Origin of the sequence: Pseudomonas sp. RC4D1 (assembly GCF_018390395.1) — a bacterium.
GTDB lineage: Bacteria > Pseudomonadota > Gammaproteobacteria > Pseudomonadales > Pseudomonadaceae > Aquipseudomonas > Aquipseudomonas danubii.
In genome coordinates this window covers 1591037-1605391 of sequence record NZ_JAHBAW010000001.1, presented here as the reverse complement: position 1 = coordinate 1605391, position 14355 = coordinate 1591037, and the positions used below count along the sequence as shown (strand labels likewise).

Annotated in this window: 19 protein-coding genes; 3 read left to right on the top strand and 16 right to left on the bottom strand. The window is 58.9% G+C overall.

Features of this window, described 5'->3' with window-relative positions; genetic code table 11:
- The first annotated feature begins 53 nt into the window (after window positions 1-53).
- Window positions 54-962: a DMT family transporter gene (locus KHO49_RS07300; RefSeq protein WP_213664820.1), complete on the top strand. Its 909-nt coding sequence runs from the start codon at window positions 54-56 to the stop codon at window positions 960-962.
- Here the strand turns inward: KHO49_RS07300 and KHO49_RS07295 are convergent.
- Window positions 946-1656, bottom strand: a complete 711-nt coding sequence (locus tag KHO49_RS07295; protein ID WP_110594976.1) for a tRNA-uridine aminocarboxypropyltransferase — start codon at window positions 1654-1656, stop codon at window positions 946-948. The genes KHO49_RS07300 and KHO49_RS07295 overlap by 17 nt on opposite strands.
- A 191-nt stretch (window positions 1657-1847) precedes the next feature.
- On the opposite strand from KHO49_RS07295, the gene KHO49_RS07290 reads away from it, so the two are divergent.
- Window positions 1848-2273, top strand: a complete 426-nt coding sequence (locus tag KHO49_RS07290) for a quorum-sensing-regulated virulence factor family protein (RefSeq protein WP_102861428.1) — start codon at window positions 1848-1850, stop codon at window positions 2271-2273.
- 1 nt (window position 2274) lies between these two features.
- Here KHO49_RS07290 and KHO49_RS07285 read toward each other — a convergent pair whose 3' ends face one another.
- Window positions 2275-2469, bottom strand: a complete 195-nt coding sequence (locus KHO49_RS07285; protein ID WP_102861427.1) for a hypothetical protein — start codon at window positions 2467-2469, stop codon at window positions 2275-2277.
- Between the two features lie 453 nt (window positions 2470-2922).
- On the opposite strand from KHO49_RS07285, the gene KHO49_RS07280 reads away from it, so the two are divergent.
- Window positions 2923-4041, top strand: coding sequence for an LOG family protein (locus tag KHO49_RS07280; RefSeq protein ID WP_102878593.1), 1119 nt, complete (start codon window positions 2923-2925; stop codon window positions 4039-4041).
- Between the two features lie 40 nt (window positions 4042-4081).
- On the opposite strand, the gene recX is transcribed toward KHO49_RS07280, so the two are convergent.
- The 14 genes from recX to KHO49_RS07210 form a co-directional block, all read right to left on the bottom strand.
- Complete coding sequence (recX, locus tag KHO49_RS07275; RefSeq protein ID WP_102861425.1) at window positions 4082-4549, bottom strand: recombination regulator RecX; 468 nt, start codon at window positions 4547-4549, stop codon at window positions 4082-4084.
- Window positions 4550-4557: 8 nt separating this feature from the next.
- Window positions 4558-5610, bottom strand: coding sequence for a recombinase RecA (gene recA, locus KHO49_RS07270; RefSeq protein WP_011059579.1), 1053 nt, complete (start codon window positions 5608-5610; stop codon window positions 4558-4560).
- An 83-nt stretch (window positions 5611-5693) separates the two neighbouring features.
- Window positions 5694-6194, bottom strand: coding sequence for a CinA family protein (locus tag KHO49_RS07265; protein ID WP_110594973.1), 501 nt, complete (start codon window positions 6192-6194; stop codon window positions 5694-5696).
- 245 nt (window positions 6195-6439) lie between these two features.
- The gene (locus tag KHO49_RS07260) at window positions 6440-6772 is read right to left on the bottom strand and encodes a hypothetical protein (RefSeq protein ID WP_102861423.1); all 333 of its coding nucleotides are present in this window, start codon (window positions 6770-6772) and stop codon (window positions 6440-6442) included.
- 5 nt (window positions 6773-6777) lie between these two features.
- Window positions 6778-6972, bottom strand: a complete 195-nt coding sequence (locus KHO49_RS07255; RefSeq protein ID WP_181433922.1) for a Com family DNA-binding transcriptional regulator — start codon at window positions 6970-6972, stop codon at window positions 6778-6780.
- A gap of 77 nt (window positions 6973-7049) precedes the next feature.
- Window positions 7050-7556, bottom strand: a complete 507-nt coding sequence (locus KHO49_RS07250) for a hypothetical protein (RefSeq protein WP_102878590.1) — start codon at window positions 7554-7556, stop codon at window positions 7050-7052.
- Window positions 7557-7712: 156 nt separating this feature from the next.
- Window positions 7713-8276 carry a glycoside hydrolase family 19 protein gene (locus tag KHO49_RS07245; RefSeq protein WP_102878589.1) on the bottom strand — a complete coding sequence of 188 codons (564 nt, stop codon included), beginning with the start codon at window positions 8274-8276 and terminating at the stop codon, window positions 7713-7715.
- 49 nt (window positions 8277-8325) lie between these two features.
- Window positions 8326-8754 (bottom strand): phage tail assembly chaperone, encoded by a 429-nt coding sequence (locus KHO49_RS07240; RefSeq protein ID WP_249735481.1) that lies wholly within the window; start codon window positions 8752-8754, stop codon window positions 8326-8328.
- Window positions 8755-8762: 8 nt separating this feature from the next.
- Window positions 8763-10079 carry a phage tail protein gene (locus KHO49_RS31355; protein ID WP_306394517.1) on the bottom strand — a complete coding sequence of 439 codons (1317 nt, stop codon included), beginning with the start codon at window positions 10077-10079 and terminating at the stop codon, window positions 8763-8765.
- A gap of 98 nt (window positions 10080-10177) precedes the next feature.
- Complete coding sequence (locus KHO49_RS07230; protein WP_110653778.1) at window positions 10178-10540, bottom strand: tail fiber assembly protein; 363 nt, start codon at window positions 10538-10540, stop codon at window positions 10178-10180.
- Window positions 10537-12324, bottom strand: a complete 1788-nt coding sequence (locus KHO49_RS07225; protein ID WP_349628956.1) for a phage tail protein — start codon at window positions 12322-12324, stop codon at window positions 10537-10539. The genes KHO49_RS07230 and KHO49_RS07225 overlap by 4 nt, the downstream gene beginning before the upstream one ends.
- A gap of 15 nt (window positions 12325-12339) precedes the next feature.
- Window positions 12340-12939, bottom strand: a complete 600-nt coding sequence (locus tag KHO49_RS07220; RefSeq protein ID WP_110596503.1) for a YmfQ family protein — start codon at window positions 12937-12939, stop codon at window positions 12340-12342.
- The gene (locus KHO49_RS07215; protein WP_213664819.1) at window positions 12927-13967 is read right to left on the bottom strand and encodes a baseplate J/gp47 family protein; all 1041 of its coding nucleotides are present in this window, start codon (window positions 13965-13967) and stop codon (window positions 12927-12929) included. The genes KHO49_RS07220 and KHO49_RS07215 overlap by 13 nt, the downstream gene beginning before the upstream one ends.
- Window positions 13957-14355, bottom strand: a complete 399-nt coding sequence (locus tag KHO49_RS07210) for a phage GP46 family protein (protein WP_213664818.1) — start codon at window positions 14353-14355, stop codon at window positions 13957-13959. The genes KHO49_RS07215 and KHO49_RS07210 overlap by 11 nt, the downstream gene beginning before the upstream one ends.

Genomic DNA, 14355 nt, shown 5'->3' with positions numbered 1-14355 from the left:
TCAAGCGTGAAGCTTTGCGGCATCTTAGCCAGCTAACTAATAAGAGAGCCCTCATGCGAAGCCAAGCCTTGCGTGCCGATGTCCTGATGCTGATCACCGCTGTCATCTGGGGGGCTGCGTTTGTCGCACAATCCTCCGGCATGGATCATATCGGCCCCTTCCTCTATTCCGGCCTGCGTTTTGCTCTGGGCTCACTCTGCCTGCTACCACTGGTACTACGCAGAACGCCCGCTGATCGCCACCCCGCCCCCCTGCTCAATCGTGGCCTGTTGCTGGGCGGCGTACTCATGGGCCTGGCCCTTACTCTGGGGATCAACCTGCAGCAGGTCGGTCTGATGTTTACCAGCGTAACCAATGCCGGGTTCATCACCGGGCTCTACGTCATTGTAGTGCCGCTGCTGGGACTGCTGATTGGCCACAAGACGGGACTAGGTACCTGGCTCGGCGCGGTGCTGGCCGTGGTGGGCATGTTCCTGTTGACCGTCAGCGACAGCTTTCACGTTGCGTCCGGCGACTGGCTGCAATTGATCGGCGCCTTTGTCTGGGGCGCACACGTGATTCTGGTGGGAGTATTCGCCAGCCGCCACGACCCGATTCGCCTGGCCTTCCTGCAATTTGCCACCTGTTCGGTGGTGAGCCTGATCCTCGCGCTGTGCCTGGAGCCGATTCACTGGAACGCGATTGTCGCCGCCGGTCCGGCCATTCTTTACGGGGGCGTGATTGCTGTCGGCATCGGCTACACCCTGCAAGTGATTGCCCAGAGGGACGCGATCGCCTCCCACGCGGCAATCATTCTGTCCCTCGAAGCCGTGTTTGCCGCCATTGCCGGGGCCTGGCTGCTGGATGAATCACTGCAGCTGCGCGGTTACTTCGGCTGCGCACTCATGCTCAGCGGCATGTTGGTGGCCCAGCTATGGCCGCAAAAATCCCAGGCAACGGCTACCACTACACAAAGGGCTTGAGCCGGGAATGCACTTCATCTTGCGGATCGATGGCCTTCTGGAACTTCGCCGACAGGTAATGAGTGCTGAATACGTCAAGGTAGGCGTCCATGACCTGGCTGACCTGCTCGTCCCCCGCCAACTCCAGGCACAGGGCAGCTACCTCGGCGGTACAGAAATGGTCGTCACGCTTGGAGCGCCGCAACTTGTAGCGCGAGAGCTTCTCCGATGACAGGCTCAGCACCGGCAAGTGCTCAAGATAGGGGCTCTTGCGAAACATCTTGCGGGCTTCGCTCCAGGTGGCATCCAGCAGAATGAACAGCGGGCGCTTGCCTTCCTGCTGCCGGACCTCGCTGACCACTCGCTCGGGGGCCACGAACTCTCCGGGAAAGACGATATAAGGCTGCCACTGCGGATCAGCCAGTAAGGCCAGCAATTGCGGATCGACCTCGGTACGGGACCAGTGAAACGCCCAGGTATCGGCAATCACATCAGCGATCAACCAGCCGGTATTACTCGGTTTGAGCGGCTCCACATCGTGCATCACCAGGCACATGGCCGACTCGGCGCTGACCTTGGGCCGCCAGGCACACAGGCAGTGGCTGGGAATCACTCGGCAACGCGGGCAGCGCTCAGCGCGTGAGCCGCGCGCAAAAAAGGGTTTGACTGCACGAGCCATGCGCAGATCACGTAGACGGGATACCGCATGGCTCATCGCTGAGCACACCGGCAAAGGACAGGAATCGACACGGAAATAACTCGAAGGGGTAAAAAGTCGGACAAGTTTATCAGAGCCATCTGTTCAAACCTGTACCGCCTTCCTAGCTCTCCCCCTATAATTCGTCGCCACTGAACGCACAGTCGAGTGGCTGGTCGAAGCATCAGTCACTGCACCAGGAGAGTTTCATGTTGCGCTTTACCATCCCTACCGTCGCCCTTCTGCTGGCCTTGCCCCTGGGTGTCCAGGCTGCGTCCTTGCAAGAGTTCGAACTGAGCAAAATGCTGGAGAAGGTCGCTGCGGAAAGCAACGTCGGCACTCCCCGGGAAGTCAACGAGAACATTCTCGATCAGGGTTATACCGTTGAAGGCAAGGAGTTGATCAATCACCTCAGTGTCCAGGCCGGCCACGCCGAACAAATGCGCGCCAACCCCAAGGCCGTCTACTTGCAGCTGGGTGCCAGCGTCTGCCGTAACCCCAACTACCGCAAGCTGATGGCCAAAGGCGCAGTCATGCGCTACGAGTTCACCGAAAACCGCACCAATCGCCCTGTAGCCTCGGCGCGCTTCCAGGAATCGGATTGCCCTTCCCAAAACACGCCCAAGAAGAAGTGAATCAAGGACGGGACGCGCGCCGCTGCTGATCATCGGCGCGCAACTCCGCTACCAGGGCCTGCAGATATCGCGAAGGCCGCTCCTCCCCCGCCAAGCGACGCCGGCACTCTTCCTCAAGACTCAAATGATGGGCTGCCGCCGCAGCTTGCAACAGCTGGTACAACTGCGGATCGACTTCCAGCACGACAGTGGTCATCCCTTGCCTCCCTGCCCTCGGCTTGCACGGACGGATGGCCGCGCCCCCTTCCTGGAGCCGGCTCCTGAACCAAGCGCTGCACTTTAGTAAATCAGAGGCTCGAGCCCTTGCCGCGGCGCCTGACCAATGGTGCCAAGGCCGCTAAATTCACTAAGAAGCGGTTGCCAGCCAAGACTTTATGGGCACATGATCAAGTCATGTCCGAAGGTTCCCATCGATTGTTCCAGGACGGTTCAGGAGGCCGTTCTTGTGCGTCTTGCAGTGCAATTTTTTCTTAATAAAGGAAAGCAGAACCTCTGTGGATACCTCGATTGCTGCCCAGCGACGGTCAGCGGTGATCGGGTCAAGAGAGTTGCTCACACGCTGGGCTGAGCAGGCAGCGACACAGGCTGTGTCGTGGCACGTTCGAATACCTCGGCCGTGCACAAGGTTCTGTGCAGAAGGAGAAGCTGAATGCCTTACCAATCGAATGACCTGTTAACTCGTCATTTCCAAAGCAAGGGCGTCGACCTCACAAGCCAGGTCGAAGCGCAACTCAACCAGATTGCCCCCAACAGCCCGAATATCCCCCTCTACCGCGACATGGTTCTCACCGTCCTGCGCATGGCCGAGGACGACCTCAACCGCTGGAACGCCAAGATTACCCTGCAAGCGCTGCGCGAGCTGGAACATGCCTTCCGGGTACTGGAACAGTTCAAGGGCCGGCGCAAAGTGACGGTATTCGGCTCGGCGCGAACGCCCAGCGAACATCCGCTTTATGCCATGGCCAAGGAACTGGGAGCAGCCCTGGCCCGCTCGGACCTGATGGTGATCACCGGCGCTGGCGGCGGCATCATGGCAGCGGCTCATGATGGCGCAGGGCTGGAGCACAGCCTGGGCTTCAATATCACCCTGCCCTTCGAACAGCATGCCAACCCCACCGTGGGCGGCACGGAAAACCTGCTGTCGTTCCACTTCTTCTTCACACGCAAGCTGTTTTTCGTCAAGGAAGCCGATGCCCTGGTGCTTTGCCCTGGTGGTTTCGGCACCCTGGACGAAGCCCTGGAGGTCCTGACCCTGATCCAGACCGGCAAAAGCCCTCTGGTACCGGTGGTATTACTGGACGCACCTGGCGGGCAGTTCTGGCAAGGCGCCCTGGACTTCATCCATAACCAGTTGGAGGCCAATCGCTACATCCTGCCCAGCGACATGAAGCTGGTGCGCCTGGTACACAGCACCGAAGAAGCAGTTAAGGAAATCCAGCAGTTCTACGCCAACTTCCACTCCAGCCGCTGGCTAAAACAGGAGTTTGTCATCCGCATGAACCACAGCCTCAATGAGCAGGCGCTGGAACACATGCAGACAGCATTCGCCGACCTGTGCCTGAGTGGCCAGTTTCGGCAACATACCTACAGTGGAGAGGAGCACGACGAAGTTCAGTTCAGCCATCTGACGCGGCTATCGTTCGTTTTCAACGCTCGTGACAACGGCCGTCTGCGGGAACTGATCGACTTTATCAACCTGCCGGAGAACTGGACCAGGCAACAATCCGAGACCCGCCAGCGCGCACGAGAAACCAGCAAAGTCAGCTGACCTGCACCATCACCCGCTGCACCAGGCAGCGGGTACAACCTCAGTCATCCATCCCTCGGCCGCTCAACAGACGGCCGATCATGTCCATGGAATACCCGCGATAACTCAGAAAGCGCCCTTGCTTGGCCCGTTCACGGGCATCCACAGGAAACTGCCCGGCAAACTTGCGCTGCCAGACGTCTCGCAACTGCTCTTGCCAGTCGATACCGCACTCGCGCAGCGCAAGATCGATATCACCTCGCTGCAAGCCACGCTGGCTGAGCTCTTCGCGAATACGCATCGGCCCGTAACCTGAGCGCGCACGATAGGAAACAAAACTTTCGAGATAACGGGATTCGGACAGCAGCCCCTCTTCCGTCAAACGGTCCAGGGCGACTTCGATCATTTCAGGAGGAGCGCCGCGCTGACGCAGTTTACGCGTCAGCTCGACTCGACCGTGCTCGCGTCGCGCGAGCAGGTCCATTGCAGTTCGCCGCACCGCGACGAGGGTATCGAGTACGGCGGTCATTGGATCAATCAGATATCAGCGTCGGCCATATCGTCTTCGGTCTCTTTGACCGGATTGGCTTTGACGTCTGGCGAAGCGGTCAGCAGCTTCTCGCGGATCTGCTTCTCCAGCGCGTTGCCGATTTCCGGGTTGTCCTGCAGGAACTTGGCCGAGTTGGCCTTGCCCTGACCAATCTTGTTGCCCTGGTAGCTGTACCAGGCACCGGATTTCTCCAGGAAACCATGCAGCACGCCCAGATCGATGATTTCGCCGTTGAGGTAGATACCCTTGCCGTAAAGAATCTGGAACTCGGCCTGACGGAACGGCGGAGCCACCTTGTTCTTGACGATCTTGACTCGGGTTTCGCTACCGACCACCTCGTCGCCTTCCTTCACCGCACCGGTACGACGGATATCCAGACGAACCGAAGCGTAGAACTTCAGCGCGTTACCACCGGTGGTGGTTTCCGGGCTGCCGAACATCACGCCGATCTTCATGCGGATCTGGTTGATGAAGATCACCAGGCAGTTGGCATTCTTGATGTTACCGGTGATTTTACGCAGCGCCTGGGACATCAAGCGGGCTTGCAGGCCCACGTGCATGTCACCCATCTCGCCTTCGATTTCAGCCTTGGGCACCAGGGCCGCCACGGAGTCGACGATGATCACGTCAACCGCGTTGGAGCGCACCAGCATGTCGGTGATTTCCAGGGCCTGCTCGCCGGTATCCGGCTGAGAAACCAGCAGGTCGTCGACATTGACACCCAGCTTGCCGGCGTATTCCGGATCCAGCGCGTGCTCGGCGTCGACGAAGGCACAAGTGGCACCAGCTTTCTGCGCCTGGGCAATGACCGACAGGGTCAGAGTGGTCTTACCGGACGACTCAGGGCCGTAGATTTCAACGATACGGCCTTTTGGCAGACCGCCAATGCCCAGAGCAATGTCCAGACCCAGAGAGCCAGTGGAAATGGCCGGGATCGCCTGACGGTCGTGATCGCCCATACGCATTACGGCACCCTTGCCGAATTGACGTTCGATCTGACCCAGGGCCGCAGCCAAGGCTTTCTTCTTGTTGTCGTCCATTAAAGTCCTCACGTAATCAATAAGGCCTGACGGCCAACACCTGTATAAGTAGCCAGTATTATTCCACAGCGCTCGAGGATCGCCTACCCCTGATTTGCGATTTCTGCTGCAGCGTGTTGCAGCAACCCCTCTAGCGCGGCCTTCACCGTTTGTCGGCGAACCTCATCGCGATTCCCGGGGAAGTGTCGGCACTCGGAGGTCAACGTCTCTCCCGCGCCCCAGGCTAGCCAAACCGTACCCACCGGCTTCTGCGCAGAACCGCCATCCGGCCCAGCGATGCCACTGACCGCCACCGCAAAATGCGCATGACTCTTGGCCTGTGACCCACGGACCATGGCCTCTACCACTTCACGACTGACCGCACCAACCGAATTGAACAAATCGGCCGGCACATTCAATTGAAGGGTCTTCTGGCGGTTGGAATAGGTGACATAACCGGCCTCAAACCAGGCCGAACTGCCCGGGATCCGCGTGATCGCCTCGGCAATCCCGCCGCCAGTGCAGGACTCCGCCGTGGTGACGTGGGCATTCAGAACCTGCAGACGCCGGCCGAGTTCAGCGGCAAGCTGGGTAATTTCTTTCACAGTTCTCTCCTGATGGGGCTGGCGTGTGCTTACCGTACACCAGGAAAGAAGGCTTGCAAGTGACAAGCTGTCAGGAAAACCAACGGCTCTGGAACAAGGCTTCAGAGGATCTGGCGCGAACAGTCCATCATTGCGCCAGGAACAGCGCCAGCCACCAAGCTGACGCGGCTAGTCCAGCGACCAAAGCCTGCCGAAATGAGCAAAAGCACCGACGCCTGTTGATCTAACTTCTCTGCGCAGACAGGTCAGGCCAGCAAGTCCCAAGTCAAAGCTATCGCGCCACCCGGAGTGGATGCGTATGCCCACAATGCCTGGCCTGCGGGAATACGGATCGGGTACGGCATGACAATCTCGGAGTCGCTGCCGGAAATGCTAGAGCCGTTGCCAGAGAAGATGACGGCCGAATTGGAGATGGAAGAGCCGGTCGGTCCCACATACAGGTCGACAACACCGGTCGAGGTCTTGATCAACCCCGTCTGGATGATCAGGCCACCGGTGTTTTGAGCTGCCGAAACGATCTCCACAATCCCTTTTGGGAATACGGTAATAAAGTGCTTGCCCATGGTTACTGCGTTCATATTTTTCACCTTTGAGTGGAATGGTCGGTCACTGAGAGTGCCGTTTTCATGTCGCTCAAAGGCGATTGCCCAAGGCTCGAGGCCTTCACATGATTCAAGGTTCCGCAGCGGGAACATTTGATCTGGAGCTCGGTAAACTCGCCCACACGGGCGAGCAGTCGTTTGCAGTTGCCGCATCTGCATTCTTTTAACATCTGCAAGTCCATTTGATTTCAGTCACTCCACGCGCCTACACAAACCGCGGCAGCGATCCATTTTCATACACGCCTCAAGGCCCTCAGCGCATCGCCGGGGCACCTTGCAGCAACGCCTGAGACTCCCGCACCCACTGCTGCAACGCTTTCAGTTGTTCGGCGTTTGCGTGGCATTGGCTGTAGTTGTCGACGACGCTGGCGGCGACGGTAGAGAGTGCAAGGCCCGAGGCGGCGTCATCAGCGACGCCGGGGCCTGCGGCCATGGGCAGGTTGGCGGCGCCGGCGTCGTGCACCCGGACAAAACCAGCAGGTACAACGCAGGCGTTATCAGCCGCTTTCGAAACATAGATAGGAACCTCCTTGGTGATAGTGGCGCCCGCCTGATAGACCTTGACGACGCGATCGACGTACTCGACCACCACCTTCTCCTTGACCGTGCCCAGGGCCTGGCCTTGTTCGAAGGATTGCTGCAGTCGAGCCTCGTCCAGGCGCTGCTGCTTACTGCGTTCGCTGCCGGCACCGCTGACGAAGCCAAGGGCATAGAGCAACCCAGCTACGACGGCGAGAGCCAGCCAACTGCGGATATTCATCACGCCCTCCCTTGACCGATGTGAAATGCATCAGGTGGCCTGCAAAAATCCCTGTAGCCGCTGCCGCAGGCTGCGAAAAGGTCCGCAGGACCTTCCCTCCAGGTCCAATCGCAGCCTACGGCAGCGGCTACAGAAGGTGCCCACCTCCCCATGACCTCAGACCACGGGCAGGCACAGCACCGCCCGCGCCCTGGCCCAGAGTTGCAGGCGATCCTGCAAGCCGTTCAAACCGCCATTGATACGGCGGGTGATGCTGTTGAACTCATCGCGATCAGCCAGAGCATTAAGCCCGCCGCGCTCCCAGAACCAAGCCGCCGACTCGGCGGCCCATTGCGGCTGCTCCAGCAGCTGTGGCAACTCCAGCAGGCGCTCATCGCCAAACAGCCCGAGGCTGCACTGGCGATAGTTGCTGCGCCCGGTGATCTGGATCAGCCCACGCCCGCGATACCGCTGGCCGTCGCCGTCGGCTTCTGGGGTGTTGCCCAGGCGTGCCGCGAGCGTGCCGGTGTCGTACTTGCTCAGGTATTGATCACTGCCCAGCTCGCGCACGTATTGCAGTTGCCCGGATTCGTGACCGATCTGGGCGAGAAAGGCCGCCTGGCGCTTCGGCGTATCGATCTGCCGATGAGCCATGGCGGTGTTGAGTGGAGAAACAAAAACGCCCGCTTGGCGGCGGGCGTTAGGCATGATTTGTTGCAGTTGTTGTTCGGTGATTGGCATGGTCGGTGTTTGTAAATGGATAAGAAAACGCCCCGGCGGTGCGGGGCGTTTATTGGGTCTGTTCAGTTATCCACGATGGTGCAACAGGGCGATATCGACTATTGGGAAAGTTGGCAGATTGCGGCCAATCGCGTAAAGCCTGGATATACACAAGCAGAGTATTGAACTGCTCACTATCAAGACTAGTCGGCGCTTTAACTTCCAATTGATCACGGTGCCGCTCACGCAACCATATGACGGACATCAGATTTTCATCGCGCCACCCTCGCTCTTGGCTTGAAAAATCCTGGACCACTATAGGCGCATCAATTAAGAATGGCAGCCCTTGTTCATCATGCACGCGAATCTGACCAGGCAAAGGATTTCCAATCACAGATTGATAAAGCGCCTCTGATATCTGGATAGCATCCATTGGGATGCGAGCATGAATCCCCATGAGATATGTCGTCTGTGTTGTCTTGCTATAAAGTCTTTTCATCTCAGATCTCAACTTCCAATTGCAATCCAACGGATAGGAATTCCGGCACTCATAGCAGTTCCATTATTGCTATCAAGTCTCCATCTCGCGCCCGTGAGTGTTATTAAATCAAACGCAACAATAGGGATACCGCCTGATCCAGAAGTATTGAGGCCTACATTGATATTAGTGGCACCAGGTGCGCCCAGCACTACACGTGTAACGCCTGGAAATGCCATAGGAAAGTTTAATGTACCGAACGGGGCAGTACCTCCAGTCGCAGAGACCACACCCCACTGGAGAATTAATCCTCCTAGCCAACTTGGCAAAGCAATGTATCCATTAGGTGAAAGACTGATTGAGAATCCCCACCGCAGCTTATTCGGAGTGACGATCACGGAGTCGTCTGTCCCTGTAAACGTCTGCGCTAACGTCGCAACCCTCGCTGTACCCTGATTCATCTCTGTCGCCTGAACAGCTAAGGAAGCCAACGCAGCGACATCGATATTCCCTTGGTTGATAGGAGCGTTCCAGGCCTTGATGCACCACATAACCGCCAGGTTGCGAGGGCGGGTTTCCGCAGCCGTTCTGGCCACTCGGCTTGCATCAAAATCAATGGATGCGGAACTCCAAGCCCCTCCTCCAGCGATACCAGTAGGTACAAGAGATCGAGCATTCGTTTTGAAAGCCCCCGAACTGCTTAACGGCGCGGTGCTCCCTATTGGAAACGTTGACGATTCCCCCGTGATGTTCTGCAGTGCGTCAGTTTGGCTAGCGCCCAACGCTCTTCCCGCATCCACCCCCCGACCATGATCCCAACCCCGCAGGAACTCTCCCCGCGACTCCGGCAAACGGAAGTTACCCGCGCCCTCGCCCCCGGTGTTGAAGGTCGTCCCCAGATAAGCCGCCAGATCCGGATAGGTCGCAGCACTCTGCACACTACCATCCACCTCCAGGAATCCCGGCGGCACCGTACCCTTGGGAAACGGCACCATGGCCCCCACCGGCAAGGCCGACATGTTCTTCAGCAACGCTTCGATCTCGGCCTTGGTGTAGGTCACCGACTTGGTGTACGCATCGGTGATCCCATACTCGGCCAAGGTCGTGCGTATCTTTTCCGGCGGAATCGAATCACGCACGATCGCCTTGATCGCCGCCAACAACTGGTCATGCTCGGCCTCGGCCGGCTCCTTCCCACCCGCACGAATCACGTTGAGCAATTCATCGGTCACCGCATTTCCCCAGTCGGAAGAAATCAGTGAGCCGACTTGCCCCGTGACCGGGTTCTCGTCGACAAACTTCCCATTAACCAACCCAACACTTGGCACACTCTTTGGATAATCCACTCGTCTGTCCTCTCGTTGTCATTCATCCACACCGACACAGCTCGGCGTGGACATAGTTAGAAAACTGGAAAAGAAAACGCCCCGGCGGTGCGGGGCGTTTATTGAGTCAAAATTTCATCTGGAGATAGAGGCCACTGAAATTCACTCGAAAAGAAATCCTGCTCCTCAATTCTGTTAAGACTGATTCGATAGTTTTTCCACAATAAAAGTTGCTTTGCTTCTACGTCTGTAATGCAACCGATATCCATTGCATCCTGTAACGGGCCCATTCTGTGTGCTGCAAACGTCAGCAATTCACTTCGCCGCACCTTCACTAGAGCAGAAAGATCTTCAATACTGTGTGGGGAAGGCATCACCTGCACGGGCTCAAATTCTGAATAAACTTCATTCGGAAAAAGCTCATCAGCACCCTCTATCGCACGCCACCCCTGAACACCATCATTTCGTACAGCCCAACTCATACATCGTCCTCCCAGCCATAACACATCAGCCCTGCGGCGCCTGCTCCCCAGTAGTAAACTCTTGGCTCCTCCAGCACAAACCGCCCCTGGGTATTGTGCTGCGTATTAGTAGAGCCGGTGCTATTGAGCGGTGGACTATTGGGCCCAATGTAACCACCGATGTAACTTGCGTTTGGCGCAGCTGAAGAGTTGCTGTTGGTTGCCCCAAGTAGTTGAAGGCAGATACCTGTGGCCGTTGGCGGAACAAACTGAAAAATGCTGACAGCAACAAGAGCTGTGGCAGTCCCCATGGCCCCCGACGCCATCATTGGAAGTGATGCCAGGTTCGAACCTGACGCAACTTTGTAACGACTGCTCCGACCAGCCTGTACATATGACAGTGGGTATCGGTTTGCCGTGGTGTCTGTGAAAAATGCGCTCACGCGTGTTGCAATGAAACCTGCTGGAATAATCGGTTCAAACACAAACCTCAGCGTTGTATCTACGGCGGTGATGAGCGCAGGCACGCTCGCCGTGATCTGACTCGACGAGTCAACAGACTTGATGAAAGTTCCTGGCGGAAAGCTTGCTCCACCGAACGGCATTCCAACACGCATTGAAGAAGTGCTGGCAATGCCGGTTACGACTGCCGAACCGACGATGGTCGAACACTGGACTGCCGGCATCAAGGCAGCAATACCGGCAACTTGAGTGCCATTGGATACAACCCAGGCGCTGTACCAACTGGAAGCCGCAAGCACACCGCTATCGAGACCGTTCAGACCTATGGTTTGCAGGTTGATACTCAGGTCCACGGCATTCAATGCCTGTGCCGCACTAGCTTTACCGACAATCAGGCTGCGAGCCTTCACCGAGATCAGTGCATTGGTTCCCGAAGCAGAAACGTAGAGTCCCTGATAGCTGCTACCCGATAGAGCTTTGAGCTTCTGAACTTCGGCAGCTAGAGCAGCGACATCGATGTTTCCCTGATTGCTCGGTGCGTTCCAGGCTTTGATGCACCACATGACTGCCAGGTTGCGTGGCCGAGTCTCTGAAGCTGTTCGCGGCGTACCATCGACGCCGTTATTGATTGCGTCTCGTACTCCGTTTGTTGTTGGATTCCCCGTCCCGAAGCGGGCGAGGTAGTCACCAACAGTTCCGCCAGTCGAATACGGTCTAGCTGTATCGGCAGCACTAGCGTGGTAGTGCCCCTGAAACGCATCCGCCTGCCAACTGCCAGGAGAGCGCCCCGCATCCACCCCCCGCCCATGATCCCAACCCCGCAAAAACTCACCCCGCGACTCAGGCAGACGGAAATTCCCCGCGCCCTCGCCCCCGGTGTTGAACGTAGTCCCCAGATAAGCCGCCAGATCCGGATAAGTCGCAGCGCTCTGCACACTGCCATCCACCTCCAGGAACCCCGCCGGCACCGTGCCCTTGGGAAACGGCACCATGGCCCCCACCGGCAGGGCCGACATGTTCTTCAACAGTGCCTCGATCTCCGCCTTGGTGTAGGTCACCGACTTGGTGTAGGCGTCGGTGATGCCGTACTCGGCCAAGGTGGTGCGAATCTTCTCTGGCGGTATCGAATCACGGACGATCGCCTTGATCGCCGCCAGCAACTGGTCATGCTCGGCCTCGGCCGGCACCTTGCCACCCGCACGAATCACGTTGAGCAACTCGTCGGTAACCGCGTTTCCCCATTGCGAGGAAATCAGTGAGCCGACTTGCCCCGTGACCGGGTTCTCGTCGACAAACTTGCCGTTCACCAGCCCTACGCTGGGAACACTTTTCGGATAATCCACTTGTTCTTGTCTTCTCTAGTCATAGTTGATGTACACCTGGGTATGCGCCGGTGCACTGCGATGGATCAGGCACTCCAGGGCGCTGCCCGGGTTCATGCCAAAACGTTCGCCCCAATAGCTCGCGCCGAAGCGCCGGCCCAGTTGCAGGCGGCCGCCGGTATTGAGGGTCCACATGAAATTCGCCCGCCAGGTGCCGAAATGCGCGTGACCAAAACGTGAGCGGCCCATGCGCGGAGTGCTCAGTTCGGTGACGCTGGCATTGGGGTAGCCCTGGCTGCGGGCGATTTCGACGAAGTAGGCGGCGCGCTGGCTGCCCACCGCCAGCAGGCGGCGGCGCACGGCCAGGCGTCGGTCTTCGAACAGCGGGGTCAGGCCCAGGCAGGGATCGGGCAGGTTCATGACCTTTTCCCAATCGGTCACCAGTTCGCTGACGCTGGCCGGGTCCATTTCGTTTTGCAGGTCCACGGCCCGGGCGTCGATGCGCGCCAGCTCCTGGGAGATGCCCTGCAACACTCGCTCAAGCTCCGGCACCCGCTCCGGGTCCCAGGCCGGGCCGCTGGGCAGCAGGCTGCGCAACTGATCCTGGTACTGGGTGGCGCTTCTTATTGCTGCCATTGGCAACCTCCGAATACCAGCAACTGATTATTCGCCGCCGGAACATCGGCCAAGGGCGCCAGCAGTTGGTGATCCTGCTCGCCGGTGGCGCTGCTGATGGCTTCGCGGATATGGCTGAGCAACAGGGTCTGGCCCAGGCCGGCCTCGCGGCTGTGCAGATCGCGCAGCTGGTCCTCGACGGCGGCGCGCACCGCGCTGGTGTCGGGAGTCAGGCGCAGTCTGTAGGTCACCGGCAGCATCACCGGGGCCAGTACATGCACCTCGGCGGTCACCGGGCGCAGCGGCTCGATATACGCCTGAACCTGCGCCAGTTGCTCGGCGTTGGGGATCGGCTGCGGGTCATCGTCACGCATGACGAACAGGCCCACAGTGCCCGGCCCCAGGTAATTGCGCCGGGACCAGGCGCGGGTGATCCCCGGGCATTCCAGGGCCCAGGTTTCGTAGTCGTCCGCCGAACCGCCGTGGGGAATGATCCGGTAGGAGCGAATCACCCGAGAGCGCAGGGATTCGAGGCTTTCCCGGGCCACGCCACCGCTCAGCCCCGGGGCCAGGACGGTGAACGCGTTGCCGATGCCTTGCACCGGCTGCACCGCGGTCAATTCCAGGCCCGCATCGGCATTGCTCAGGGTCCCGCCATCGACCGCCTGGATCGTGGTGCTGTTGAGCCCCGCGATGGTGGTGCGGGCGGCCGTCACCTTGTAGCTACGGCCGTCGCTGCTCTGCAGCAGGGTGTCGACATCCAGCACGGCACCGGCCGCGGCGTTGAAGCTGACGCTGCCACGGGCCGCCTGAGCCGCCTTGCGCGGCTGGTTCAGACGCAGCGCGGCGATGCGTTCCAGGGTCGACTCATCGGCCTTGTCCGGGAGGATCTGCTCAGCGATCCAGTCCAGGTAGCCATACAGGCCAAAGGCGGCACCGCTCAAGGTACGGGCCAGCACTTGGGCATCGGACTGGCGCAGCGAATCGCTGGCCAGGTCGCTTTGGGTGCGCTGAATCAGCACCGGCAGCGAAGGGGTTTCAAACGGCATAGGTCACCTGCCAACTGTGAATGGGGTTGATGTCCAGGCGCTCGCCGTCGGCCAGGATCAGCACCGTGCGCAGGTTCAGGCGCTGGGCATCGAGGCGTTCACTGAGGATCTCGACGGCATTGCAATGACCGTCGTCGATCAGCCATTGCAGGGCCTCACGGGCATAGAACTCGGCGTCGAGCTGGGTCTGCCGGCTAAGCTTGACCCGCCGCAGCAGCCACAGCCGCGAGCCGATGCGGTCGTCGGCCACCGTGGGAAAGCTATCGCCCCACCAGCCGTAGCGCTGGTCATCGTCCAGGGCGTCGTCATCAGCAGCACGGCGCCAGGTGAACAGGCTGATTTCCACGGCCCGGGTCAGGGCGTTCTTCAGGTCATAGGTGGCAAACAT